Below are 24,077 nucleotides of genomic sequence, written 5' to 3'. Positions count from 1 at the left end.
CGACTGGACTGAGAAGGCGCGGGCTGAGTTCGCACGCGAACTCGCCGCGTTCGCCGCGACGGAACTCCGGCCCGAACGTTATCACTCCGGCCGTCGTCCCACCGGGTATGAGCGTCAGCTTCGACTTCAGCGACGACGTGGCACTCGTGACCGGAGCCAGCGGCGCGCTCGGAAGCGCGGTCTGCCGAGCGTTCGCCGACGCGGGGGCGACCGTCGCCGCGGCGGACGTGGTCGCGCCCGACGACGAGGACACCGCCCTCGATGCCGACCGCGAGCGCATCCACTTCTACGAGGGCGACTTCACCGACGAGTCCGACGTCGAGCGCGTCGTCTCGGAAGTCGCCGACGACCACGGCGGCCTCGACTACCTCGCCAACATCGCTGGCACGTGGCGCGGCGGCACGCCAATCGAGGAGACCGACGCCGAGACGTTCGACTTCCTCTTCGACGTGAACCTCAAGACGATGTTTCTGGCCAGCAAGCACGCCCTGCCCCATCTGCGCGATGGCGGCGGTAACGGGAGCGACCGAGAGGGCGAACAGGGCGCGATAGTCAGCGTCAGCGCCCGCTCGTCGCTCGAAGGCGGCGAGGGCGACGGTCCCTACCGGGCGTCGAAGGCGGGCGTCCGCCTGCTGACCGAGACCATCGCCGAGGAGAACGCGGGCGAGGTCCGGGCCAACGCTGTCATGCCGAGCGTCATCGACACGCCCGCCAACCGCGAGATGATGCCCGACGCCGACCACGACAAATGGGTGGACCCCGCCGACATCGCCGAGACGATTCTGGTCCTCTGCTCGGACGCCACCTCGGTCACCAGCGGCGCGGCGGTCCCGGTTTACGGCGAGGCCTGAATTATAAGATATCTTTCCTTTTGACGTTCGTCAAATTCTCCCCTCCGTCGTACTCGTTGACACGAACAAATCGGGCAAAAATCGCCCGACGAAACTGAAATCGTGTCGTTTATACAGAGGCGTTTGAAAGCTACCCTCACACATGGCACAACGCGAGACATGGACGAGTCGGATAGGATTCATCTTCGCCGCGGTCGGGAGCGCGGTCGGACTCGGGAACATCTGGTCTTTCCCCTTCCAGACCGCAGCGAACGGCGGCGCGGCCTTCCTCGTGGTCTACTTGGCGGCCGTCTTCCTCATCGGCTTCCCGACCATGATGGTCGAGTTCGTCATCGGTCGGCGCGGCGAGCAGAACCCCGTCGCCTCCTTCGGCAAAATCGGATACAATAACTGGTCGTTCACCGGCGGCCTCGGCCTGTTTTCGTCGCTCATCACGCTGTCGTTCTACAGCGTCGTCGGCGGCTGGGTCCTGAGCTACATCGTCGGTAGCGCGACCGGCGCGTACTTCGCCGACGCCGGAGCCTACTTCGGGTCCGTCGCCTCGGGGCCGACCGCTATCGGCGGCCACCTCGTCTTCATGCTGCTGACCATCGGCATCGTGGCCTCCGGCGTCACCGACGGCATCGAGCGCGCGACCAAGGTCATGATTCCCGGCGTGCTGGTTCTCCTCGTCGCGCTCGCCGGTTGGGCGACGACGCTCGACGGCGCGACCGAGGGTTACAGCTACTACCTCTCGCCGGACTTCGGCGTCATCGCCAGTAACTTCGGCTCTATCGTCCCGCCCGCGATGGGTCAGGCCTTCTTCACCCTCTCGCTCGGGTTCAGCGTCATGATCGCCTACTCGTCGTACCTCGGCCGCGACGACAGCCTCCCGGCCGACGGCGGAGCCATCGTGGTCGTCAACACCCTCATCGCGCTGCTGGCCGGTTTCGTGGTCTTCCCGATTCTGTTCGCCACGGGCGGTGCAGAGGGCGCAGGCGGCGGTCCCGGAACCGCGTTCGTCGCACTCGCCGGTGCGTTCGGTAGCCTGCCCGCGGGGGGCATCATCGGCTTCGTCTTCTTCGCCATCCTGCTGTTCGCGGCCCTCTCCAGTTCCATCAGCCTGCTGGAGGTCCCGGTTTCGTACGTCAGCGAGAACCACGGCTACAAGCGTTCGACGACCGCCGTGGCGATGGGCGGTCTCATCGCTCTCATCGGCGTGCCCGCGACGTTCGGCACGTCGTGGCTCGGGTTCTACAACGACCTGGTGTTCAAGCTCCTGCTCCCCATCTCGGTGCTGCTGCTGGCCGTCTTCGTCGGCTGGGTCGCCGACCGGGAGGCCATCGACGAACTCGGTCGAGGGTCGTCCGTCGGCGATTCGTTCACCTCGGCGTGGCTGTGGTGGGTCCGACTCGTCGTCCCCGTCGCCGTCATCGTGACGCTCTACCTCGGCGTCAAGGCGCTCTCGTCCGGCCTCGCGTCGGGAGCCTACTTCTAAGCCGTCCCCTCTCTCCTCGGTTACGAATCGTAGCTGATATCCCGCAGATACGGAGGAGAATCTACGCTTCGTAGAACCCTCTCCAAAATTCTCCGGAAAGTGTTGCGAAGAACTACCGAATCACGCCCGAAAGAGCATTGTATTTCCGAATTTACGATTTGTAACTCGAAAAACTCTTATGGCCGTGTGAGCGAGTGTGTGCCAATGACACGTGAATCGTGGCGCACCCGCCTCGGTTTCATCCTCGCCGCGGTCGGGAGCGCGGTCGGGCTCGGTAACGTCTGGCGCTTCCCCTGGATGACGGCCGAAAACGGCGGGAGCGCGTTTCTGGTCGTATATCTCGCAATCGTCCTGCTGGTCGGGGTCCCCGGCCTGCTCGCGGAGTTCGTCATCGGGCGGCGCTCCCAGCGCAACCCGGCGGGCGCGCTCTATCGGCTCTCCTCCGGGTCGAAGTCGTGGGGCGCGGTCGGCCTCTTCGGCGTCGTCACCGCAATCGTCCTACTGTCGTTCTACAGCGTCGTCGGCGGGTGGATTCTCCGGTACTTCGTCGCCAGTTTCACCGGCGGGTACTTCGGGTCGCCGGGCGAGTACTTCAAGGCCATCGACTACGGTCTCGGCGCGGTCGGCTTCCACGTCGGCTTCCTCGCGCTGACCGCCCTCGTCGTGGTCGGCGGGATTCGAGACGGCATCGAGAGGGCGACCAAAATCATGATGCCCGCAATCGTGATTCTGCTGGTCGCGCTCGCTGGCTGGGCAGTCACCCGACCTGGAGCGGGCGCGGGTCTCTCGTTCTACCTCGACTTCGACGCCGCCTACCTCCGGGCGAACTTCTTCGACGTGCTGGGCGCGGCGGCCGGACAGGCGCTGTTCACCCTCTCACTCGGCGTCGGCACGATGATTACCTACGCCTCCTATCTCGGCGACGACCACAATCTGGCCTCCGACGGGAGCCTCATCGCGGTGCTGAACACCGGCGTCGGCGTCCTCGCTGGCTTCGTGGTCTTCCCCCTGCTGTTCGCCACCTTCGGCGAGTTGACCGGTCCCGCGGCCTCCGGCGGCGGTCCCGGCGCGCTGTTCGTGAGTCTGGCGGGCGCGTTCTCGCAGGTTCCGCTCGGACGGTTCCTCGCGGTCGTCTTCTTCGGCGTCATCGTCCTCGCGGCGCTCTCCTCGTCGATTAGCATGCTCGAAATTCCGGTTGCGTACCTCGTGGACGAACACGACATCTCGCGCCGGACCGCGACCCTCTCGCTCGCCGGCCTCGTCCTGCTGACCGGAAGCGCGAACGCGCTGAATCCCGCGCTGTTCGGCTTCGTGGCGGGGACGCTCGTGGACCTAATGCTGACCGCCGGGCTCGCCGGATTCCTCGTGTTCGTCGGGTGGGTGCTGGGCAAGGACGCCCTCGCGGAGTACTCGACCGGCGCGGGGTCGCGGGTCCGGTCGGTCGGCCCGGCGTGGCTCTGGTCGGTCCGGACGATTCTGCCCCTCTTTCTGGTCGGCACGCTCGCGGTCAACCTCCTCTCGCTGGCCGGGTTCTCGCTGACCAGTCTGGTCACGGCGGTTCTGGGGTAGGCCCTCGCTTTCTTCGCCTCTTTAGGAACGTTTTTCCGCTCCGTGGCCATCAAATCGCTCAATGAGTAGCCATCGGAGGGTTCGACGAGCATGACGATGGAAGACAAGATTGCCGAGTTACGCGAACTGCGCGAGGAGGCCCTGAAAGGCGGCGGTGAGGACCGCATCGAGTCCCAGCACGAGAAGGGTAAGATGACCGCGCGCGAGCGCATCGACTACTTCCTCGACGACGGCACCTTCCAGGAGTTCGACCAACTCCGGACCCACCGGAGCCACAACTTCGGGATGGAGGAGAAGCAAATCAAAGGCGACGGCGTCGTGACGGGCTACGGCGAGGTCAACGGTCGCAAGGTCTTCGTCTTCGCCCACGACTTCACCGTCTTCGGCGGGTCGCTCGGCGAGGTGTTCGCCGAGAAGGTCTGCAAGGTCATGGACAAGGCGATGGAAGTCGGCGCGCCCGTTGTCGGCCTGAACGACTCGGCGGGTGCCCGGATTCAGGAGGGCGTCGCCTCGCTGGCGGGCTACGCCGAGATTTTCCGGCGGAACACGGAAGCATCGGGCGTCATCCCCCAGATTTCGGCCATCATGGGTCCGTGCGCTGGCGGTGCGGTCTACTCGCCCGCCATCACGGACTTCATCTTCATGGTCGAGGACACCAGCCACATGTTCATCACCGGCCCGGACGTCATCGAGACGGTCACGGGCGAGGAGGTCACCTTCGAGGAACTCGGGGGCGCGAAGACCCACGAATCGACCTCCGGCGTCTCGCACTTCTCCGAGAAGAGCGAAGAGGAGGCTCTAGACGACATCCGCCGCCTGCTGTCGTACGTCCCGCAGAACAACGTCGAGGACCCGCCGAGAGTCGAACCGTGGGACGACCCCGAGCGCCGCGACGACGAACTCAAATCCATCGTCCCCGACCAGCCCAAGAAGCCCTACGACATGACGCGGGTCATCGACGGCGTGGTGGACGAGGACTCGTTCTTCGAGGTACAGGAGGGCTACGCCAAGAACATCGTCATCGGCTTCGCGCGCCTCGACGGCCGTTCCATCGGCGTCGTCGCCAACCAGCCCCGCGTCAACGCCGGGACGCTCGACATCGAGTCCTCGGAGAAGGGGGCCAGATTCGTCCGGTTCTGCGACTCGTTCAACATCCCCATCCTGACGTTCGTGGACGTGCCCGGCTTCATGCCCGGCACGGACCAGGAACACGGGGGTATCATCCGCCACGGCGCGAAGTTGCTCTACGCCTACTCGGAGGCCACCGTGCCGCTGATGACGGTCATCACCCGGAAGGCCTACGGCGGAGCCTACGACGTGATGGCCTCGAAACACATCGGCGCGGACGTGAACTACGCGTGGCCGACCGCGGAAATCGCGGTGATGGGGCCGAAGGGCGCGGTCAACGTCCTCTACAGCGACGAGTTGGACGAGGCCGAGGACACCGACGCCCGCCGCCAGGAACTCATCGACGAGTACCGCGAGGAGTTCGCCAACCCCTACACCGCCGCAGACCGCGGGTTCGTGGACGACGTTATCGAACCGCAGGACACTCGCCCGCGACTCGTGGACGACCTCGAAATGCTCCAGAGCAAGCGCGACGAACTCCCGGACAAGAAACATGGCAACATCCCGCTCTGAGGAGGCCGAGTCCGAGGAGGACGCCCCCGCCACCTCAGCATCCGACGGACCGCTCGCTGGCGTGGACGTGACCATCCCGGACGACGCCACCGACGAGGAGGCCGCCGCCATCGCCGCCGCCATCGGTGCCCACCTCCGAGCGCAGGAGGCCGCGGCCGCCGCGGCGGCGGACGACGACGAGGAGACGTGGCAGGGCAAACGCTGGTCGTTCGCGGGCCGCCTGCGCGGCCTTCAGGGCCGCGCCGGCCGCGTGCCGAAGAGTGCGCCGACTGATGCGTGGGCCTCCTCGGGCCGTACCGACCGGTTCTGAGGACGCGACAGGAGAGTATTTTTCGAGTAGCGTACCTACTGGCTGGTTTCGGCCAGTAGAGCAACCACCCCCTTGGCGGACTGAAAGGGCGAGCGCGGTTCGCGTGTACGTGGTCGTCTCAGCCGACCCCTATCCGAGACGAACCGAGCGAAGCGAAGGTGAGTCGAGGATATGTCGCTGAGCGACCGCGAACCGCGCGAGGGCTTTCGAGGACGTTGCAGTCCCATCTACTCTTGCGGTTCCGAGTGCGAGGGCTTTCGAGGACGTTGCAGTCCCATCTACTCTTGCGGTTCCGAGTGCGAGGGCTTTCGAGGACGTTGCTGTCCCGGTTACTCCTGCGGTTCCGAGCGCAAGGGCTTTCGAAGTTACAGCGGTTTCCCCGGTCCCTCTTGTCTCAGGAAATGAATACAGCCATTTAACAAATAAATATAAACACTAAATATAGATATTCATTTCCCAAACGTCTCGAACTCGAACTTTCACATCCCCCGAACTCAGCGTCAGGCCCATCGAGAGGTCCAACTCCTCCGTCACGCGCTCGAAGTCGTGGAACGGTCGTTCTTGGGCGGCGAGGCGTTCGACTACGCAGCACTTCGGACGGTGGGCGACGCCATCCGACTGGTCGAGAACCGGACGAACGGAACCGTGGTCAACGCCGGCATCAAGCGGGGTGAACTCGTCTACGCCGTCGCGCTACGGACGCCAGAGGGGAGCCGGACCAGCGCGCTCGTCGCGGCGACGGACGAACCGCTCCTGGGCATCCGAACCGTGAACCGGACCGCGCCGCCGACGAACACGACGACCGAATCCTGACGCAATCTGCCGGGCGGGTCGAAGGTCCTGCCGCCGACTGTTTCTTCCGCTGCCGGAACTCGCCGCGTTCACGCCCGGCAGACCGCCAGCATGTGTTCGGAGGTATCGACCACGCTCCGGTCCTCGCGCACCTCTCGGAGCATCGCTCGAACGTCCGCTATCGCCGCGTCGTCGGCGTCGGCCAGCTCCGCCTGCAACCGCGAGACGGGACCCTCCAAGCCGACGAGTCTGTCGACCGAGAGGCCGGCGTCGGCCAACTCGCGCTCGAACTCGTCGGCGCGGAAGAAGTGACACTCGGCCCAGCCCTCGCCGTCGGCCAGTCGCTCGACGCGCTCGTCGGTGTAGTCGCCGTCCTCGGCGAGCGGGACGAGCAGGCCGTGCGAGCCGTCGAGGACGTGCTTGGCGATGTCTCGGAGCGTGGCGAGGCGACCGATGACCGAGACGAACGTCGGCGCGTCGGGGGTGGCCACGCGCCGGAGTTCCCGGATCGCCTGCTCGCGCTCGGCGGGGTCCACGACGTGGCTCAGGACGCCGCCGAGACAGCACACCGCGTCGAACGAGTCGTCCGGGAAGGGCAGGTCGCGCACGTCGGCCTGCTGGCAGGTCACGGACCCCTCGACGTTTCTCTTAGCAACGTTCTCACGTGCTAGAGAAACCTGTTCGTTGCTAAGGTCGGTGTGCTGGACCTCGTACCCGCGCTCGGCCAGCCAGCAGGCGTACCGGCCCGGACCGCCGCCGGCGTCGAGGACGCGGACGGGGTCGGAGTCGCCGCGCGCCGAGTCGTCCGCGGGGTCGCTCGGCGACTCCGCGTCGGGCAGGCGCTCGGCGAGGTAGTCGGTCGTGTTCTCGAACTCCAGTCGGGCGACGGGGTTGGCATCGAGGCGCTCCCACTCGCCGTCGCCGAGTTCGTCGTAGTACTGTCGGGGGTCCATCTCCGTGTCGTCGCTCATGTAGGTCGTCTGAGTCGGATTTCAGGTGAGTCGGAGTTAAACGTTGGTGACGTGTGGGTCGGCTTGGCGCGGTGATCTTCGAGGTTTTCGACGCTCTCGGATCGGTCAGACCGCGACCGCACCGCAACCGCGACGTAACTGCAACTCTGAGATTTGTTCCCCGGAGCTAGCTACTGCCGAGGCACAGGAGAACCGCCACCGCGCCGCGCCCCGTGCCTCCCCACCGCGTTCGCGCAGTTCTGCGCGAACGCGGTGCATCCTGTGGTCTGTGGAGTTTCAGGAAACGCGGTGGACCGCGAAAGTCCTCGAAAGCATAGTCTGCGGTGTCTCTTACTGCCGAACATCGTCTCGTCGCGCTTCTGGCAACTCGTCAACCGACTTCGCCGCGAAAGTAGACGAGCGGTCGCGTTCGCCGTTCGGAACCGACAGAATGAGGTAGCCCACCCGAATATTTCACCGCAAGAATGTTCGACAAGGTGCTCGTCGCCAACCGCGGCGAAATCGCGGTCCGAGTGATGCGGGCCTGCGAGGAGTTGGGTATCGACACCGTCGCCGTCTACAGCGAGGCGGACAAAGACTCCGGTCACGTCCGGTACGCCGACGAGGCGTACAACGTCGGCCCGGCCCGCGCGGCCGACTCCTACCTCGACCACGAGGCGGTCATCGACGCCGCGACGAAGGCCGACGCCGACGCCATCCACCCCGGCTACGGCTTCCTCGCGGAGAACGCCGAGTTCGCGGGCAAGGTCGAGGACACCGAGGGCGTCAAGTGGATCGGCCCCTCGGCGGACTCGATGCAACAGCTCGGCGAGAAGACCCACGCGCGAAAGACGATGCGCGAGGCCGACGTGCCCATCGTGCCGGGCACGACCGACCCCGTCGAGGACCCCGAGGAGGTCACGGAGTTCGGCGACGAACACGGCTACCCCGTCGCCATCAAGGCCGAAGGTGGCGGTGGCGGTCGCGGGATGAAGGTCGTCCGGAGCGCCGAGGAGGCCGAGGACCAACTCGAATCCGCCAAGCGCGAGGGCGAGGCGTACTTCGACAACGACAACGTCTATCTGGAGCGCTACCTCGAGAACCCGCGCCACATCGAGGTCCAGATTATCGCCGACCACCACGGGAACGTCCGGCACCTCGGCGAGCGCGACTGTTCGCTCCAGCGCCGCCACCAGAAGGTCATCGAGGAGGGTCCCTCCCCGGCCCTGACCGACGAACTGCGCGAGGAAATCGCGGAGGCCGCCCGCCGCGGTGCCGACGCCGCGGGCTACTACAACGCGGGCACCTTCGAGTTCCTCGTGGAGGAAGACGCCGAGCGCGAAGACGGCGAACTCCTCGGCCCGGACGCGAACTTCTACTTCCTCGAAGTCAACACTCGGATTCAGGTCGAACACACCGTCACCGAGGAGCTCACCGACATCGACATCGTCAAGTGGCAGATTCGGGTCGCCCAAGACGAGGAACTCGGCTTCGACCAAGACGACGTGGAACTCGAAGGTCACGCGATGGAGTTCCGCATCAACGCCGAGAACGCGGCCGACGACTTCGCGCCCGCCACCGGCGGTAAGCTGACGACCTACGACCCGCCGGGCGGTATCGGCGTGCGTCTGGACGACGCCTTGCGGCAGGGCGACGAACTCGTCACCGACTACGACTCGATGGTCGCCAAGCTCATCGTCCACGGGGCCGACCGCGAGGAGTGCATCGTCCGGTCCCAGCGCGCGCTTGCCGAGTACGACATCGAGGGCATCCCGACCATCATCCCCTTCCACCGCCTGATGCTCGAAGACGACGCCTTCGTCTCGGGTACCCACACCACGAAGTACCTCGACCACACGCTCGACAACGAGCGCATCGAGGAGGCCCAAGAGAAGTGGGGCACCGAGACGACTTCCCCCGCCGGAGACGACGAAGAAGTCGTGGAACGCGAGTTCACGGTCGAGATCAACGGCAAGCGCTTCGAGGTCGACCTCGAAGAGCGCGGCGCAGCCGCGATTCCCGCCAGCGGCGCGGGCGGCGACGGCGGCGCGAGCGGCCAGAAGCCCCAGCCCGCGGGCGGCGACAGCGAGAGCAGCAGCGGCGGCGCGGCGGCCGACGCCGAGGGCGAGAGCGTCACCGCCGAGATGCAGGGCACCATCCTCGACGTGAAAGTCGACGAGGGCGACGAGGTGGCCTCCGGCGACGTGGTCTGCGTGCTGGAAGCGATGAAGATGGAGAACGACGTGGTCGCCGACCGCGGCGGCACGGTCACGCGGGTCGCAGTCGGCGAGGGCGACAGCGTGGACATGGGCGACGTGCTGGTCGTCATCGAGTGAATCGAGTGACTCCTCGGTAGTCGGCGTCCGCAAGCCACCCCTTTTTCAATCCTCTCGCAGGTCACGCAGTAGCACTACCCAGTTCCGTGTCGAAGTCAAGTATCCGTGAGAATCATGTCGGAACACTCCCCAGTCGATACGAATCCCGACGACCCCTCGCTCGACCAGACGATGCAGGCCCTCTCGGACGACGACCGACGCGAGATTCTGACGTGTCTGTTCGAGCGCGACGGAGACGGGCCGATTGCGGTCGAAGCACTCGCCGACCGAATCACCAGCAGCGACGCCTCCGGGTCGGTCTCCGAGTTGCTCTATCACACTCACCTGCCGCGCCTCGACGCGGCGGGCATCGTCGCCTACGAGCGCGCCGAGAAGCGCGTCGAACTCGCAGGCGACCAGTCGTCGGTCGAGGCGCTCCTCGAAGCGGGACGAAGCGTGAACTGACGGCCGGAGAAACGGACCTTTCTTGTTCGGTTCAGCCCTACCGCGGGGTATGAACGACACGCGCCGGGCGGTCCTCGACGCCCTCGCGGACGGTCCCGTGCCCGGGCCGGAACTCGCCGACGGCCTCGGCGTCTCGCGCAACGCGGTCTGGAAGCACGTCGAGGCGCTCCGCGAGGCGGGCTTCGAAATCGACAGCGGCGACGACGGCTACGCCTTGGCCGGGGTGCCCGAGTACGGCGGTCCCGCCGTCGAGTTCGGCCTCGACGCGCCCTTCGAAATCGAGTACCACGACGCCGTCGGGAGTACCAACGACCGCGCCCGGGAACTGGCCGACGAGGAGGCCAGCGACGTGGTCGTGCTGGCCGACGAGCAGACCGGAAGCCGGGGGCGACTCGACCGCGAGTGGTCCGCGCCCTCGGGCGGCGTCTGGGTGAGCACGGTCCTCCGGCCCGACCTCGCCCCCGCTCGCGTCCCGGCGCTGACGCTGGCGGGTGCGGTGGCTATCACCGATGCGGCGCGCGAGGCGGGCGTCCCGGCCGAAATCAAGTGGCCGAACGACGTTCTCGTGAGGGAAGCGAACGAGAACTCGGAAGACGAGCGAAGCGAGTCTTCCGGTGTCTCGCCGAGCGAAGCGAGGCGAGGAGGCCGAAAGCTCGCTGGCATCCTGACCGAGATGGAGGGCGAGGCCGACCGCGTCTCGTGGGTCGTCGTCGGCATCGGCGTGAACGCGAACATCGCCGCCGAGGACCTGCCGGAGGGCGCGACCAGCATCCGCGAGGAAGCCGGGGACGTGGACCGCCGGGCGTTCGTCCAGCGCCTGCTGGAGCGCCTCGACGACCTCCGGGCAGACCCGGAGCAAGCTATCGAGGCGTGGCGCGAGCGGTCGGCTACCCTCGGCCAGCGAGTGCGAGTCGAAATGCCGAACCGGGAGGTCGTCGGCGAAGCCGTGGACGTGGCTTTCCCCGGCGCGCTGGTGGTCGAGACCGACGACGGCGAGCGCGTTCGGGTTCACGCTGGCGACTGCGAACACCTCCGACCGGTGTGACGTGGATTTCTGCTGTGGGTTTCTGATTTCTCCTCTGGCGCGCGCTGGGCGGCGTCGTCGTGAGCGAAGCGAACGACGGCTCGACGGACGCGGTTTGTCCGTCGGCGCTCTCGTGCGCCGCCCGAATCGCGCGAGGTCTTCGGCGAAGCCGAAGGCTCGGCGGACGCGGTTTGTCCGCCGGTGGATGAGGACCGCAGGCCCATGGCCGAGGACCGCAATCGGTTGGGGAGGTGTGAGGCTGTCGCGGTGCGGGGCGGTTGCGGTAACTCCTCGGCTCGAGCCTGAAGCTAGCGCCCTCGACTTTCCGGTGTTCCAGTCTCTCTCGCCCTCAATTCTCTCGTTTCCTGACGCTATCCCGACCACTCCATTTTCGCCGACAGAACTCACTCTCACGTAATCGACCCTTCCGCAGGTACGTCCTCGCCTTCGGCCTCTGCCGAATTGCCTTCACTCTCTGCCGAACTACCCTCACCCTCCTCGTCGCCGACCTGCACCGTCAGCACCGGGACCGAGCAGGCCCGGACGACCCCCTCCGCGACGCTCCCCAACAGCAGGCGGTCGATGCCGCCTCTCCCGTGGGTGCCCATGACGACGAGGTCACAGTCCTCGCCCTCGGCGTACTCCACGATGCGCTTGCTCGGCGACCCGTCGAGGACGGTGGTCGTGACCGCGACGCCGTGGCCCGCCGCGATGTCCTCGACGCGGTCGAGTGCCGACTCGCCCTCCTCGCGGAGGACCTCGCTGACCCCCTCCCACGAGGTCTCCATGTGGAGGCCCGCGAACGTTGCCGAGTTGACGACGTAGACCGCGTGCAGGTTCGCCCCGTGTGCGGCCGCCAGTTCGGCGGCGTGTTCGACCGCGCGCTCGGTCTCGGTCGAGCCGTCGGTCGGCACGAGTATCCGGTCGTACATCTGTCTGCTGGATGGTAACACGTTACACGATATAAGCGTTTGCCGTCCGAGGGAGGCCACTGGAGAAATAAAACGACCCTACAAGAAATAATTAGATATGCTAAAGAAACAAATTTCTATGCTAAATCTATAGAATTACGTCTTCGACGTCGCCCGTTCCGGCCCGGCGCACGACCGCGCGGACCACGTCCTGCGCGCCAGCGAGGTTATCCGAGTCGCCGTCCAGCACGAGGAGCTTTCCGGGGCGGCCCTCCTCGATGACGCCGCAGTCGAGGCCCGCGATGCGCGCGCCGTTGCGCGTCGCCATCCGGAGGACCTCGCGGGCGCTCACGTCGGCGAGTTTGGCGGCGAACTCCATCTCGCGGAACATCGAGGGTGAGTTGAGCATCACGTTGTCGGTGCCCAGCGCCACCGTCGTCCGGTCGGCCAGTTCCGCGATGGGCGGGACGCCGACGCCGGTCACGAGGTTCGAGCGCGGGCAGACCACGACCGGGATGGCGCTGTCCTCCAAGCGGTCGAGGTGGAGCGGTTCGGGGTGGACCATGTGGACCAGAAAGTCGGGGTCCAAATCCAGCGCGGGGTTGATGTCCGTGGGGTCGCGCTCGCCAGCGTGGATGCCGAACAGTTTGCCCTCGCGGGCGGTGGCGTTGCGCTCGCGGGAGAACTCGCCGTCGCGCGCCCCGCTCGCGCCGAAGCCCTCGGCGGCCTCCATCGCCTCGACGGTCTCGCGGCCGAGAATCACCGGCTCGACGTCGAGTCCTTCGACCGCCTCGCGGAGCGCGTAGACGCCCTCGACGCCGCCCTCGCGGAACTCGACGAACGAGGCCGTCCCGGTCTCCTGCATGAACCGAATCGAGCGATGCATGGCCTCGACTTTCTCCTCGCGCGAGGCCTCGCGCAGGAGCTGGTGCTTCAACCCGTCCGGCGGCGCGACGAGTTCGGCCAGACTCAGGCCGCCACCGGCCTCCTTGGCGATGGAGTCGCCGATATGGGTGTGGGCGTTGACGAACGCCGGGAGGACGATGCGCGACGAATCCACCGACGCCTCCTCGACCGCGGTAATCTCGCCGTCCTCGACCACGACCCGGCCCTCGATTGGCTCGAAGTCGGGACCGCGGAGGACGGTTCCCTCGACTATCATGTGGGATGGACTCTCCGCGACGGCCTTGAAGGTCCCTATTCGTTTATCGGCTACCGGAGATTGTGGTGGAATGTATCCGTTCGAGACTCTTGAGACGTGAGATTCCGTAAAGCTAGTTCGGCTTGAACACAGGCGTCTGTCGCACAGCACCGCCCCGCGGCCGCGAACCTCGGGCCTCCCCAGGACCCTCACGCCTCCCCAGCCTCCTCACTCCCTCACTTCGTTCGGTCGTTCGTCCCTCGCGCGAGGCCGCGCGCAGTTCTGCGCGCGGCCCACGCGCCGGACTAAAAGACCAGAAAATGAGTCACTGACGCCTTAATAAGGATACTCTCGCGGCTCGTCCTGCACCGAAATCCACCGGGTCTCGGTGAACTCCTCCATGATCCACTCGCCGTTGTACCGGCCGATGCCAGACGCGCCGACGCCGCCGAACGCGACGTGCGGTTCGTCGTTCAGCGTCTGGCCGTTGATGTGGACCATGCCGGTTTCGAGTCGCTTGGCGATGTCCATCGCTCGCTCGACGTCCTCGCTGTGGACCGACCCCGAGAGACCGTACTCGGTGTCGTTGGCCATCTCGATGGCCTCGTCGATGTCCTCGAACGGGATGACCGGCGCAATCGGGCCGAAGTGCTCCTCGGCCGCGATGGGCATGTCGTTGTCCACGTTCGAGAGGACCGTCGGCTCGATGAACCAGTCGAAGTGGTCGCCCCCTGTTTCGATTTCGGCGCCCTGTTCGACCGACCGCTCGAGGAGGTCCACGATGGACTCGTACTGCGATTCGTTCTGGACCGGCCCGACCAGCACGTCCTCGTCGCGCGGGTCGCCCATCGGGAGCTTCGAGGCCCGTTCGGCGAGGCGCTCGACGTACTCGTCGTAGACCGATTCGTGAACGATGTGGCGGTTGATGGAGATGCACTCCTGGCCCTGGTGGGTGAACGACCCGAAGACGCCGCCGTCGACCGCGCGGTCGAGGTCGGCCTCAGCGGTGACGATGTGAGCGTTGTTCCCACCGAGTTCGAGTGCCGGGAGCGAGAGCTGTTCCGCCGCCGCCGCGCCCACTTCCCTGCCGACCTCGGTCGACCCCGTAAAGGAGATGACCGAGGGCGTCGAGTGCCCGGCGACTGCGTCACCAATTTCTGAACCTTTCCCCGTGACGACGTTCAGCACGCCGTCTGGCAGGCCAGCCTCGTCGAAGAGTCGCGCGAGTGCGAGGCCGCCCATAATCGACGTGTGCGTGGAGGGCTTGAGCACCACGCTGTTGCCCAGCGCGATGGCGGGCGCGACGGCCCGCATCGAGAGGTACAGCGGGAAATTCCAGGGTGAGATGACCCCGACGACTCCGGTCGGTTCGCGGAACAGCAGGTTCCGCTTACCGTCGATGACCGACTCGCGCTCCTCGGTCTCGTAGGAGTCGGCGAGGTCTTCGGCGACCTCCATCGTCCCCTGCGTCAAGTCGAGTTCGATTTCGGCCTTCAGACGCGACCCGCCGCACTCGACGGCGAACAGGTGCGCGAAGTCCTCGTGGTACTCGTCCACGAGTTCGCGGGCCTCGGCGACCACGGCCGCGCGCTCCTCGGGCGCGACCTCGGCCCACTCGTCTTGGGCCTCGTCGGCGACGGCGTAGGCCTCGTCCACGTCGGCGGCCGTCCCGGCGGGCACCGTCCCGACGGCGTCTCGGGCGGTCGGGTCCACGACGTCGAGGCCGTCGCGGTCGCCCTGTGGCCGCCAGTTTCCGTCCACGTAGAGCGCGTTCCAACCGCCCTCGGGGGCGACTTCGAGGCCGTCGAGCGCGGTGGTGCGTCCGTCGTCGAACTCTGGGGCTGATTGACGTTCGGTCGCCATGTGAGATACTAAAGCTCTCTTCTGATTTATATTTTCTGGCGAAGTAGTATATAACACTACCAGAATATCAAAGGATTTAAATAAGATAAGAATTTTTAGCGCTTTCGCCGGGGCAAACCGCGCACTCTTACCTGATAGCGAGATGACGGGTAAACACGTAACGAGTGACAGAGCGAGACACTTTCCGGCTTGCAATTAGTTCTCGCCGCCGAGGAGACCCTACTCGAACTGGTCCAGCGTCGTGCGCTGGCCGGGCGAGCGAATCTCGTTGACGAGCGCGCCGTCGGTCTCCAGTCCCAGCACCGACTCGGCGGCGTGGCCCACCGCGTCGGTGTCGTCCTCGGGGGCGTAGACGCCGAGTCGCCACTGCTCGCGCTGGACGTGCCGGAGCGCCGCGACCAGCGCCGACTGCTGGTCCAAGCGCCGAATCTCGCCGTTGACGATGACCCGCGTCGAGGACTCGGTCATGCTCGGGCGGCCGAGTACGTCGATGATGACCTCGCCCTGCTCGACTCCGGCCGCGTCGGCGATGTCGGCCTCGAACTCGCGGATTTCGTCGTGGTCGGCGTCGATGACCTCCTCGGGCACGTCGCCCATCTCGGCCCAGACCGCCCGCTTGTAGAGGTCGCGCTCGCTGAGTCGGCGGGCGTACTCGGAAGTCTCGGGAGTCGCCCGGAGCGCGGCGAACAGGTCGTGGTCGTCCATCCGGCGGAGTCGCTCGGGCGTCACGTCCGACTCGGCCAGCAGGCGCTCGCTGGCGCGCTGGAGGATGCCCCGGCAGATGCGCGTCACGTGGTGGTTGTAGACGGTCGGGTTCATCAGGGCGCGAGCGAGCAGAAGGCTCTCTGCGGTCGGGACGTTGCCCTCCTCTAACACCAGTTCGTCGTCCACGAGCGTCAGCTCCCGAACGAGGCGCGCGTGATCGATGGTGCCGTAGGGAACCCCCGTGTGGTGGGCGTCGCGCACGAGGTAGTCCATCCGGTCCACATCGAGTTCGCCCGAGACGAGTTGGCCCAGTTTGCCCTCGCCAGCGATGAGGTCGGCGATGGTGTCGGGGTCGTGGCCGTGGTTCCGAAGCACGTCGCCGACTTCGTTTTCCGCCAGCAGGTCGTGGACGTCGTCGTGGTACTTGCCGGTGTGGCGATAGACGACCTCCTCGATGGTGTGGCTGTAGGGCGCGTGGCCGATGTCGTGGAGCATCGCCGCCGCGCGAACGCGCTCGGCCCGCTTGCCCTGAATCCCGAGATGGTCGAGGCCCTCGCAGGCCAGATGGTAGACGCCGAGACTGTGTTCGAACCGGGTGTGGTTCGCCGAGGGGTAGACGAGATGGGCCGGACCGAGTTGCTTGATGCGCCGGAGGCGCTGGACCGCGGGCGTGTCGAACAAGGCGCGAGCGACGCCCTCGACCTCGATGTGGTCGTGGACGCTGTCCTTGATTGTCTTCATATTACTGGGTTGTTCGCCTTCGTATAAAAACCGCCGGGAGTAGAGGGGTCGTGGCAGATGATTTCGTCGGGTCGCTCGATAGATGTGAATACGCGCGATATCCACTAGAATTTAGATTTAGTCGTTTCGAGACGGGACTCCCAACCGAACTGGTGTTTCGCTCCGGTTGGCCAACTCGCTTCGAACGTCGCGTTGACTGATTGCGCTCGCGTAACCTCCCCGTTCCATTGGACTCCGTACTCTCCGCTTGCCCCGACTTTGCTGTCGGGGTCGTACCGGACTTTGCCCTGACGAAGCGGAAAGTCCACCGCGAGCCCGTCTACGCCGGGAGATTGCGGCCCGACAGAAACGGGTCCCTCCGACGAATCGTGCGACGGAGAATAAGCGAGCATGGTATACGCTGAATCGTCGAAGGAGACGCGGTTTTCTACGTGTGTGAACGGGAGTATCTCGTCGTCGGAAGCCTGCTCTACTGGTCTGACCGCGGACCAGAGCCAAAATTGATAGTGCTGTTGACTGTCCTCGCTCACTTTCTCGGGAATCCGATACAGTGTGACGGAGCTATCGAAAATAGCGAACCCCTCGGTCGCATCGCCCTTCTCGACCGACTCGCTCGACTTCCAAGCACCGACGTACTCTAAATCGTGCGCTGGTTCCGTTCGGGAGTTGCCCCAGACTCCGGCATTTCCGTATCTCTTCTCTGTTCTCTTCACGAACTCCGTAAACGCTCGTTGGGACATCCCGGAATCGGCTGGACCCACGTTCGTTTTGTGCGATACTTCTTCCGACGAGCTGAGTGTGCCACTACAACCAGCGAGGGAGATAGTTCCGGTGATGGCGGCTCCGATTCCAATCCGTCGTAGTAACTGACGGCGACTGCTTTCGTATTCTATAGGTGTGATTTCTCGGGGCGAATCAGAGCTTGATGAGTTATCACTCATATTTGAATTTAATGTTGAATATTGAGGTAGAGTAATAAGCTTTTGGAGGTCAAGTGGGTTAGTCCACGATAGCCCAAGCAACCACGCAACCGCACCGCGACAGCACAAGCATTTACCTCCCCGAACACGCACCTCCCCCTATGACGACGTTTCTCTCCGGGGGGACCGGCACCCCGAAGCTCCTCGCCGGAGCCGACTCCGTCTTCGACCCGGCCGAGACCACCGTGGTCGCCAACACGGGCGACGACGTGGAGTTGGGCGGCCTCCTCGTGTGCCCCGACGTTGACACCGTCCTCTTCGACCAGGGCGACGTCCTCGACCGCGAACTCTGGTGGGGTATCGAAGACGACACCACCGAGACCCACGACGAACTCCACGCGCTCGCCGACGCCGCGGGCTTGGAGGGCGGCCCGCGCTATCTGCCCGCCGAAGCCCAGACCGCGGGCCGGGAACTCTCGCGCTGGCGGCGCTTCTCCGGCGTCGCGGAGTTCATGGAACTGGGCGACCGCGACCGAGCGGTCCACATCACTCGGACCGGCCTCCTCGACGAGGGTCGAAGCCTGACCGAGGTCACGCGCCTCCTCGGCGACGCCTTCGACGTGCCCGTGGACGTGGTGCCGATGAGCGACGACCCCGTGGCATCCATCGTCCACACGCCGCCCGAGGACGACCGGTACCGCGACGAGATGCACTTTCAGGAGTACTGGGTCGCCCACCGCGCGGACCCCGAAGTCTACACCGTCGAGTTCCGCGGTGCAGAATCCGCAACTCCCGCGCCTGCCGCGCTCGGCGCAATCGAGGAGGGGCCGGTCGTCATCGGTCCCTCGAACCCCGTCACCAGCATCGGCCCGATGCTCGCGCTGGACGAACTCCACGACGCGCTCGAAGAGACCACCGTGGTCGCAATCTCGCCCTTCGTGGAAGACGAGGTCTTCTCCGGCCCGGCCGCGGAACTCATGGAAGGCGTCGGCTTCGAACCCTCTACGAGAGGCGTCGCGGAGGCCTACCCCTTCGCGGACGCCTTCGTGCTGGACGACCACGACGACACCGACCTCGACCGCCCCGTAATCAAGACCGACACCGAAATCGAGGACGAATCGGACGCCGACCGCGTGGCCCGCGCCGTCGCCGACGCGCTGGAGGTGCTGTGATGTTCGAACCCCGACTCGCACTCGCCAGCCTCAGCGGCCAGTCCGACGCCGAGTGGGCCGAGAACGCCCAAAAATTCGCTGGCGCGGCCATGCTGGGCGGTATCGCCCTCGACGAACCGACCCGCGAGGCCGCCCGCGAGATGGTCGAGCGCGACCGCGAGGAGTTCCTGCCCGAAAATCCGGTCGCGTTCGTGGACCGCCAACTCGCCGCGCTCGGAGACGCCGACATCCGACCGGGCTTCAACGTCCGGACCGCGACCCTTCCGCCCCTCCGGAAAGTCGCCGAGACCTGCGCCGACCGCGACGCCCTCCTCGAACTCAACGCCCACTGCCGACAGGACGAGATGTGCCGCGCGGGCGCTGGCGAGGCCCTCCTGCGGGATTCCGAGCGCCTCCGAGAACAGGTCAGGACCGCCGCGAGCGAAGGGGCCACGGTCAGCGTCAAGGTCCGGGCCGAACTCCCCGGCGTCAATCTCCCCGAAATCGCCCGACTCGTCGCCGACGCCGGGGGCCACGCCGTCCACGTGGACGCGATGGACTCCGAGGGCGTCGTCGCCGAGATTGCAGACGCCGCCGAAGCCACCGACGAATCGGACCTCTTCGTCATCGCCAACAACGGCGTCCGCGACCGCGCCACCGTCCGCGAGTATCTGGCCTACGGCGCGGACGCGGTCAGCGTCGGCAGGCCGAGCGACGACCCCGCGGTCCTCCGGCGCGTCCGGAGCGCGGTAGACGAGTGGTTCGAGGCAGAGAGCATCGAAGAAGCGAAAGAAACGGAGGTCGAAGCATGACTCCCGCCGAGAACGCCCAGCTCGCGCTCCTGCTGGAAGTCGCGGGCACTCCCAAGCCCGGCAACGTGGACCGCGACCGCGACCTTCCGGACCTCCGATTCGAACACTTCCTCGCTGGCGCGGTCGGCGCGGGACCGGGCCTGCGCGCCGCCCAGAACGGTGCCCCGGTCGGCGAGGCCTTCGAGCAGGCCGTCGCCGGGATGAGCCAGCAGGAGGGCGGCAACACCCAGTTCGGCGCGCTCTTGCTCCTCGTGCCCCTCGTCCGGGCCGCCGGAGAAGGAGACCTCACGCCCGACGGAGTCGCGCGCGTGGTGAAAAATACGACCGTCGAGGACGCCGCGAACTTCTTCCGAGCCTTCGACCACGCCGACGTGTACGTCGACGACCCGCCGGAGGACGCCGAGGAGCTCGACGCCCGGCGCGGGAGCGACGCGGTTCCCGCGGTCGAGGAGCGCGGCGTCACCCTCTACGACGTGATGGAGCTGGGCGACGACGAGGACGATGTGGCCCGCGAGTGGACCCACGAGTTCGAGCGCACCTTCTGGGCGGCGAATCGCCTCGCGGAACTGGCGGGGTCGGCCCCGGCCTCGGCCATCGGCGCGCGGGTCTACCTCGAACTCCTCGCGCGCGAACCCGACACCTTCGTGGCGAAACAGCACGGCCAGAAGACCGCCGAGAGCGTCCGGGTCCGCGCCCAGCAGGCCCTCGAAGGCGGCCCCGAAGTAGTCGAGGCCTTCGCCGACTCGCTGGTCGAGGACGGTATCAATCCCGGCACGACCGCCGACATCACCGCGGCGGGACTGTTCGTCGCGCTGGCTCGCGGGGAGGTGTCGGTGTGAGCGACGGGAGACGCGACGGGGGAGTTGCGGGCTGGCCCGTCGAGTTCCGGGGCGTCACCGAGTCGCTCGCGACCACGCTCGGTCCGAACGACCTGTGGAACGTCGCCGCGCTCGGACTCCATCCCCCCGAATCGGACGCGCCAGACTGCGATGAGGCGGCGGACGGCGTCGTCACGGCCCGCACGTGGGGCAACACCCGCACCCGGCGGAACTTCCACCGGCAGGGCGGCGGCTACGTCCAGTTCACCCGCGACCCGGTCGATTTCGTGGACGCCACGCTCTCGATTTACGAGATCGACGAGCCACTCCTCGACTCGGCCGACGCGTGGGTCGAGGTCGAAGTCGAACAGGTCGATTCGGGCGAATCCGGCGGCACAGAGTGGGAAGAGTGGAAACTCCGGCCCCGCGAGTCCGGCGTCGAGCGCGAGACGGTGCCGACCGTCACCCGCGGCTTTCCCGCGGTGGTCGAAGCCACGGTCGCGGCCTCGCGGCTCGACGTCCCCGAGTACGACCAGACCGAACTCCGCGAGCGCCTCGACTACTTCGAGGAGGTCGGCAGAAAGTGCGGCGACCAGCGAGTACGCGCGGCGCTGGATAAGCTGGCTGAGTACGTCGGCGAGTAGCCTCAAATCCCGTCCTTGCGGTCGATGGTCACGGTCCAGTTCGGAATCTCGTCGGGTTCGTATTCGAGGTCCCAGACGCCCTCTATCTCCTCGCCGTCCCCGAACGCCTTGAGAACGAGTTCTTCGAGTTCGCTCTCGAACTCCCGCTTTCCGGCGTCGGTTTCGATGTTCCCATCGGTATCTCGGTCAGCTCCACGCACGGTTACTGATTCTCCGTGCATATTCCATCCTCATTACCCTTACGAATCCATCGTCGCGTCGCGGCCGGGCCGAACGAATGCTTTTAAGGTCGACAACGGGAAATTGTCGAGTATGGCAATCAAACCCGACTACGTAAAGAAGACGGGGCGAATCCTGCTCGAACGGTACCCCGAGGCGTTCACGACCGACTTCGACCAGAACAAAGAGAGCGTCAAGAAGCTGACCAACATCGAGTCGAAGGGCGTCCGCAACCGCATCGCGGGCTACGTCACGCGCAAGCAGTAACTCGGCGAGTACATCGGCGAGGCTATTCTCCGGCGCGTCGAAACCCACCAGCGGAGCGTTGCGACTCCGCGACAACCGTGGTCGGACGCCGCCGCGCCGTGCAATCGGTCCGCCTCGGCGATAGCGACCGATGCTCTTCGTGAACTCTTCCTGAACACGGGACCCCACATTTTATAAATTATATCCGCCACTACCGCGGTTTTATAAAACATATTGGGTACTATCGTGATGTCATTCGAGATTTGGAAAGGTTTAGGGAGACCAAAACCGTTTTCACGGCCTATCACCCTACTCCCGAACAATGTCTGTACGAGTCGGAGTCCTCGGTGCGACGGGCGCGGTCGGCCAGCGATGCATCCAGCTACTGGACGGCCACCCTGAATTCGAACTGGCGGCGGTAACGGCGAGCGAAGACAGCGCGGGCAGTTCCTACAGCGAGGCCGCGAAGTGGCGGGTCGACGCCCCGATTCCCGACGCGGTGGCAGACCTGACGGTGCGCGCGACCGACCCCGCGGAGGTCCCCGACGACGTCGACCTGCTGTTCTCGTCGCTCCCTTCGGGCGTCGCAAGCGAGGTCGAACCCGACTTCGCCGAGGAGGGGTACGTCCTCTCGTCGAACTCCTCGAACGACCGGATGGCCGACGACGTGCCCCTCGTGATTCCCGAAATCAATCCGGGCCACCTCGACCTGCTGGAGGTCCAGCGCGACGAGCGCGGCTGGGACGGCGCGGTCGTCAAGAACCCCAACTGCTCGACCATCACGATGGTCCCGACGCTGTCTGCGCTCGACCAGTTCGGTCTGGAGCGGGTCCACGTCTCGACCCTGCAAGCGGTCTCCGGCGCTGGCTACTCCGGGGTCTCCTCGATGGAAATCATCGACAACGTCATCCCGCACATCGGCGGCGAGGAGGAGAAGATGGAGACCGAATCCCGGAAACTCCTCGGTAGCTTCGACGGCGCGGAACTCTCCCGTCACGACGCCGAGGTCTCGGCCTCCTGTAACCGCGTGCCGACCATCGACGGCCACCTCGAAAACGTCTGGGCCGAACTCGACGCCGACCCGAGCGAGGCCGAAATCGAGGCGGCCTTCCGCGCGGTCGAGAGCCTCGACCTGCCGAGTTCGCCCGACCAACTCATCGAGGTGTTCGAGGACCCGAGCCGACCACAGCCCCGACTCGACCGGACGCTGGGCGGCGGGATGTCGGTCGCCGCTGGCGGCGTCCAGACGACGCCCGCAGGTATTCAGTACAACTGTCTGGCACACAACACGATTCGCGGCGCGGCTGGCGCGGCGGTGCTGAACGGCGAGTTGCTCCAGAGCGAAGGCTGGATTTAGCGGGGGTTTACTTTCTTCGGGTCAGTACCGGATGCTGTGACGCCCCGCTCCGAGACGGTCTCGTGGTCGCACACCCCGGAGAACTCTCGACTCCTCCGGGCGCTCGCCTCCGTCTCGGTCGGCGTCGTCGGCGGGTTCGGCCTCGGCATCGCCCTCGGAGCGGTCGGCCTCGGAGTCCTGCTGGTGGTCGAAGGCCGGTACGCGCTTGGCGTCGGCGTCCTGCTGGCGTTCCTCTTCGGACTGGCGCGGACTGCGCCCCACCTCGCGGCGACCTCCCCGCGAAAGGGAACCCCCGCGCTCCGCGGACTCGGACGCAAGTCACTCGCGGCGGCGTCTGTCGGCGGTCTCGGGTTCCTCGTTCTCGGCGGTTTCTTCGCCCCGTACAACTGGTTCTCGACACTGGTCGTGGCGACGGTTTCGCTACCGCTAGCGCTCGCCAGTCTGCTCGCCTCCGAGGGCGAAATCGACGCGGACGCCGCGATGCTCACTTACTCCGGCACCGCTATCGACTGCTCAACGCTGGCCGGTTTCCGGCGGTGGGTGGTCGGCGGCTACGTCGTCTATCGACTCTCGTACGCCGAGGAGGCCGCGACCTTCGGCACGCCGCGGTCGCTCGTGGTACCCCGAAAGGCCGACGCCGCGGTCCGCGATGCGCTCGAATCCGGCGTGGAAGCCGACTCCGGCGACCCCGGTTCGACGCGGCGCGGGGTTCGACTCGCGGCGCTCGCACTCGGCGCGTGCTTTCTCGGACTCGCAGGGCTACTTTCGACCGTAGGCCCGACGGCCGCGAATCCCCGAAGCGGGGTCGTCCTCTGGTACGCCGCGCTTGCGAGCGGCGGAGTCGGCGTCCTCCTCGTCGCAGTCGGGATTCGCGGCGGCTGAGACGGGGTTCGCCGGACCCGCTCTCCCGGCGTTACTTCCCGCGGAGCAGGTTCTGGGGACGCTCTCGCGTCTCCGTCACCTTCGTCACGGCCGCGTCGACCGACCCGCGCTTCTCGCCGATGGTCGCGCCGACGAGCGCGCCGACCCCGGCGGCGGTGCTGGCGGCGTTCCGACTGAACAGTCCGCCGAGCGCTCCGCCGACCGCAGCCCCGGCGGCGGCGTACTCTGCGCGGTTCAGGACTCGTTTGATGCGTTTTCGCATACTTCGAACGT

The 24,077-nt window shown here is 66.2% G+C and carries 24 protein-coding genes; 16 read left to right on the top strand and 8 right to left on the bottom strand.

Features of this window, described 5'->3' with window-relative positions:
* Window positions 1-107: 107 nt before the first annotated feature.
* From EPL01_RS06675 to EPL01_RS06650, 6 genes are all read left to right on the top strand, one after another.
* Complete coding sequence (locus EPL01_RS06675; RefSeq protein WP_135824469.1) at window positions 108-851, top strand: SDR family NAD(P)-dependent oxidoreductase; 744 nt, start codon at window positions 108-110, stop codon at window positions 849-851.
* A gap of 142 nt (window positions 852-993) precedes the next feature.
* Complete coding sequence (locus EPL01_RS06670; RefSeq protein WP_135824468.1) at window positions 994-2,328, top strand: sodium-dependent transporter; 1,335 nt, start codon at window positions 994-996, stop codon at window positions 2,326-2,328.
* A gap of 204 nt (window positions 2,329-2,532) precedes the next feature.
* Window positions 2,533-3,897, top strand: a complete 1,365-nt coding sequence (locus tag EPL01_RS06665; RefSeq protein WP_135824467.1) for a sodium-dependent transporter — start codon at window positions 2,533-2,535, stop codon at window positions 3,895-3,897.
* Between the two features lie 96 nt (window positions 3,898-3,993).
* A complete protein-coding gene (locus tag EPL01_RS06660) occupies window positions 3,994-5,538 on the top strand; it encodes an acyl-CoA carboxylase subunit beta (RefSeq protein WP_135824466.1) in 1,545 nt (514 codons plus the stop codon).
* A complete protein-coding gene (locus tag EPL01_RS06655; RefSeq protein WP_135824465.1) occupies window positions 5,519-5,848 on the top strand; it encodes a DUF8022 family protein in 330 nt (109 codons plus the stop codon). Before EPL01_RS06660 ends, EPL01_RS06655 begins: the two co-directional genes overlap by 20 nt.
* A gap of 546 nt (window positions 5,849-6,394) precedes the next feature.
* Complete coding sequence (locus tag EPL01_RS06650) at window positions 6,395-6,661, top strand: hypothetical protein (RefSeq protein WP_135824464.1); 267 nt, start codon at window positions 6,395-6,397, stop codon at window positions 6,659-6,661.
* Between the two features lie 68 nt (window positions 6,662-6,729).
* Here the strand turns inward: EPL01_RS06650 and EPL01_RS06645 are convergent, their stop codons facing one another.
* On the bottom strand, window positions 6,730-7,611 hold the full coding sequence (locus EPL01_RS06645) for a class I SAM-dependent methyltransferase (RefSeq protein WP_135824463.1): 882 nt from the start codon (window positions 7,609-7,611) through the stop codon (window positions 6,730-6,732).
* 464 nt (window positions 7,612-8,075) lie between these two features.
* Here EPL01_RS06645 and EPL01_RS06640 point away from each other — a divergent pair, with 464 nt between their 5' ends.
* The 3 genes from EPL01_RS06640 (at window position 8,076) to EPL01_RS06630 (ending at window position 11,415) form a co-directional block, all read left to right on the top strand.
* Window positions 8,076-9,926: an acetyl-CoA carboxylase biotin carboxylase subunit gene (locus EPL01_RS06640; RefSeq protein ID WP_135824462.1), complete on the top strand. Its 1,851-nt coding sequence runs from the start codon at window positions 8,076-8,078 to the stop codon at window positions 9,924-9,926.
* A gap of 114 nt (window positions 9,927-10,040) precedes the next feature.
* Entirely contained in the window at window positions 10,041-10,370 is a 330-nt protein-coding gene (locus EPL01_RS06635; protein WP_168215831.1) for a DUF7344 domain-containing protein, read from the top strand.
* A 49-nt stretch (window positions 10,371-10,419) separates the two neighbouring features.
* On the top strand, window positions 10,420-11,415 hold the full coding sequence (locus tag EPL01_RS06630; RefSeq protein WP_135824460.1) for a biotin--[acetyl-CoA-carboxylase] ligase: 996 nt from the start codon (window positions 10,420-10,422) through the stop codon (window positions 11,413-11,415).
* 389 nt (window positions 11,416-11,804) lie between these two features.
* On the opposite strand, the gene EPL01_RS06625 is transcribed toward EPL01_RS06630, so the two are convergent.
* The 5 genes from EPL01_RS06625 to EPL01_RS21990 all read right to left on the bottom strand — a co-directional run bounded on the left by EPL01_RS06625 (window position 11,805) and on the right by EPL01_RS21990 (window position 17,468).
* Window positions 11,805-12,326 (bottom strand): universal stress protein, encoded by a 522-nt coding sequence (locus tag EPL01_RS06625; protein ID WP_135824459.1) that lies wholly within the window; start codon window positions 12,324-12,326, stop codon window positions 11,805-11,807.
* A gap of 127 nt (window positions 12,327-12,453) precedes the next feature.
* Window positions 12,454-13,467 carry an amidohydrolase family protein gene (locus tag EPL01_RS06620; RefSeq protein ID WP_135824458.1) on the bottom strand — a complete coding sequence of 338 codons (1,014 nt, stop codon included), beginning with the start codon at window positions 13,465-13,467 and terminating at the stop codon, window positions 12,454-12,456.
* A 315-nt stretch (window positions 13,468-13,782) separates the two neighbouring features.
* A complete protein-coding gene (locus EPL01_RS06615) occupies window positions 13,783-15,309 on the bottom strand; it encodes an aldehyde dehydrogenase family protein (RefSeq protein WP_135824457.1) in 1,527 nt (508 codons plus the stop codon).
* Window positions 15,310-15,528: 219 nt separating this feature from the next.
* Window positions 15,529-16,755, bottom strand: coding sequence for an HD domain-containing protein (locus tag EPL01_RS06610; RefSeq protein ID WP_135824456.1), 1,227 nt, complete (start codon window positions 16,753-16,755; stop codon window positions 15,529-15,531).
* Window positions 16,756-16,859: 104 nt separating this feature from the next.
* Entirely contained in the window at window positions 16,860-17,468 is a 609-nt protein-coding gene (locus EPL01_RS21990; RefSeq protein WP_135824455.1) for a hypothetical protein, read from the bottom strand.
* 368 nt (window positions 17,469-17,836) lie between these two features.
* Between EPL01_RS21990 and cofD the strand changes: the two genes are divergently transcribed.
* The 4 genes from cofD to EPL01_RS06585 are packed head-to-tail and all read left to right on the top strand — an operon-like array spanning window position 17,837 to window position 21,100.
* Complete coding sequence (gene cofD, locus EPL01_RS06600) at window positions 17,837-18,847, top strand: 2-phospho-L-lactate transferase (RefSeq protein WP_135824454.1); 1,011 nt, start codon at window positions 17,837-17,839, stop codon at window positions 18,845-18,847.
* Complete coding sequence (locus EPL01_RS06595; RefSeq protein WP_135824453.1) at window positions 18,847-19,638, top strand: tRNA-dihydrouridine synthase; 792 nt, start codon at window positions 18,847-18,849, stop codon at window positions 19,636-19,638. The genes cofD and EPL01_RS06595 overlap by 1 nt, the downstream gene beginning before the upstream one ends.
* Window positions 19,635-20,477, top strand: a complete 843-nt coding sequence (locus tag EPL01_RS06590) for a triphosphoribosyl-dephospho-CoA synthase (RefSeq protein ID WP_135824452.1) — start codon at window positions 19,635-19,637, stop codon at window positions 20,475-20,477. The genes EPL01_RS06595 and EPL01_RS06590 overlap by 4 nt, the downstream gene beginning before the upstream one ends.
* Window positions 20,474-21,100 (top strand): DUF447 domain-containing protein, encoded by a 627-nt coding sequence (locus EPL01_RS06585; protein WP_135824451.1) that lies wholly within the window; start codon window positions 20,474-20,476, stop codon window positions 21,098-21,100. The genes EPL01_RS06590 and EPL01_RS06585 overlap by 4 nt, the downstream gene beginning before the upstream one ends.
* 2 nt (window positions 21,101-21,102) lie before the next feature.
* Here EPL01_RS06585 and EPL01_RS06580 read toward each other — a convergent pair whose 3' ends face one another.
* Window positions 21,103-21,300: a hypothetical protein gene (locus tag EPL01_RS06580; RefSeq protein ID WP_135824450.1), complete on the bottom strand. Its 198-nt coding sequence runs from the start codon at window positions 21,298-21,300 to the stop codon at window positions 21,103-21,105.
* A gap of 112 nt (window positions 21,301-21,412) precedes the next feature.
* On the opposite strand from EPL01_RS06580, the gene EPL01_RS06575 reads away from it, so the two are divergent.
* The 3 genes from EPL01_RS06575 to EPL01_RS06565 all read left to right on the top strand — a co-directional run bounded on the left by EPL01_RS06575 (window position 21,413) and on the right by EPL01_RS06565 (window position 23,804).
* Entirely contained in the window at window positions 21,413-21,586 is a 174-nt protein-coding gene (locus tag EPL01_RS06575; RefSeq protein WP_135824449.1) for a 30S ribosomal protein S17e, read from the top strand.
* Between the two features lie 301 nt (window positions 21,587-21,887).
* A complete protein-coding gene (gene asd / locus EPL01_RS06570) occupies window positions 21,888-22,922 on the top strand; it encodes an aspartate-semialdehyde dehydrogenase (RefSeq protein ID WP_135824448.1) in 1,035 nt (344 codons plus the stop codon).
* Window positions 22,923-22,958: 36 nt separating this feature from the next.
* A complete protein-coding gene (locus tag EPL01_RS06565) occupies window positions 22,959-23,804 on the top strand; it encodes a hypothetical protein (protein WP_135824447.1) in 846 nt (281 codons plus the stop codon).
* 31 nt (window positions 23,805-23,835) lie between these two features.
* Here the strand turns inward: EPL01_RS06565 and EPL01_RS06560 are convergent, their stop codons facing one another.
* Window positions 23,836-24,066, bottom strand: a complete 231-nt coding sequence (locus tag EPL01_RS06560; protein WP_135824446.1) for a glycine zipper 2TM domain-containing protein — start codon at window positions 24,064-24,066, stop codon at window positions 23,836-23,838.
* Window positions 24,067-24,077: the final 11 nt, after the last annotated feature.

It is taken from the genome of Halorussus ruber, from assembly GCF_004765785.1.
Lineage (GTDB): Archaea > Halobacteriota > Halobacteria > Halobacteriales > Haladaptataceae > Halorussus > Halorussus ruber.
The sequence above is the reverse complement of the archived record's forward strand: the minus strand, read 5'-3'. Positions and strand labels throughout refer to the sequence as shown.

Coding starts and splice junctions, on each gene's coding strand:
- EPL01_RS06675 (WP_135824469.1), top strand. CDS start 108: ATGAGCGTCAGCTTCGACTTCAGCGACGACGTGGCACTCGTGACCGGA.
- EPL01_RS06670 (WP_135824468.1), top strand. CDS start 994: ATGGCACAACGCGAGACATGGACGAGTCGGATAGGATTCATCTTCGCC.
- EPL01_RS06665 (WP_135824467.1), top strand. CDS start 2,533: ATGACACGTGAATCGTGGCGCACCCGCCTCGGTTTCATCCTCGCCGCG.
- EPL01_RS06660 (WP_135824466.1), top strand. CDS start 3,994: ATGGAAGACAAGATTGCCGAGTTACGCGAACTGCGCGAGGAGGCCCTG.
- EPL01_RS06655 (WP_135824465.1), top strand. CDS start 5,519: ATGGCAACATCCCGCTCTGAGGAGGCCGAGTCCGAGGAGGACGCCCCC.
- EPL01_RS06645 (WP_135824463.1), bottom strand. CDS start 7,611: ATGAGCGACGACACGGAGATGGACCCCCGACAGTACTACGACGAACTC.
- EPL01_RS06640 (WP_135824462.1), top strand. CDS start 8,076: ATGTTCGACAAGGTGCTCGTCGCCAACCGCGGCGAAATCGCGGTCCGA.
- EPL01_RS06635 (WP_168215831.1), top strand. CDS start 10,041: ATGTCGGAACACTCCCCAGTCGATACGAATCCCGACGACCCCTCGCTC.
- EPL01_RS06630 (WP_135824460.1), top strand. CDS start 10,420: ATGAACGACACGCGCCGGGCGGTCCTCGACGCCCTCGCGGACGGTCCC.
- EPL01_RS06625 (WP_135824459.1), bottom strand. CDS start 12,326: ATGTACGACCGGATACTCGTGCCGACCGACGGCTCGACCGAGACCGAG.
- EPL01_RS06620 (WP_135824458.1), bottom strand. CDS start 13,467: ATGATAGTCGAGGGAACCGTCCTCCGCGGTCCCGACTTCGAGCCAATC.
- EPL01_RS06615 (WP_135824457.1), bottom strand. CDS start 15,309: ATGGCGACCGAACGTCAATCAGCCCCAGAGTTCGACGACGGACGCACC.
- EPL01_RS06610 (WP_135824456.1), bottom strand. CDS start 16,755: ATGAAGACAATCAAGGACAGCGTCCACGACCACATCGAGGTCGAGGGC.
- cofD (WP_135824454.1), top strand. CDS start 17,837: ATGACGACGTTTCTCTCCGGGGGGACCGGCACCCCGAAGCTCCTCGCC.
- EPL01_RS06595 (WP_135824453.1), top strand. CDS start 18,847: ATGTTCGAACCCCGACTCGCACTCGCCAGCCTCAGCGGCCAGTCCGAC.
- EPL01_RS06590 (WP_135824452.1), top strand. CDS start 19,635: ATGACTCCCGCCGAGAACGCCCAGCTCGCGCTCCTGCTGGAAGTCGCG.
- EPL01_RS06575 (WP_135824449.1), top strand. CDS start 21,413: ATGGCAATCAAACCCGACTACGTAAAGAAGACGGGGCGAATCCTGCTC.
- asd (WP_135824448.1), top strand. CDS start 21,888: ATGTCTGTACGAGTCGGAGTCCTCGGTGCGACGGGCGCGGTCGGCCAG.
- EPL01_RS06560 (WP_135824446.1), bottom strand. CDS start 24,066: ATGCGAAAACGCATCAAACGAGTCCTGAACCGCGCAGAGTACGCCGCC.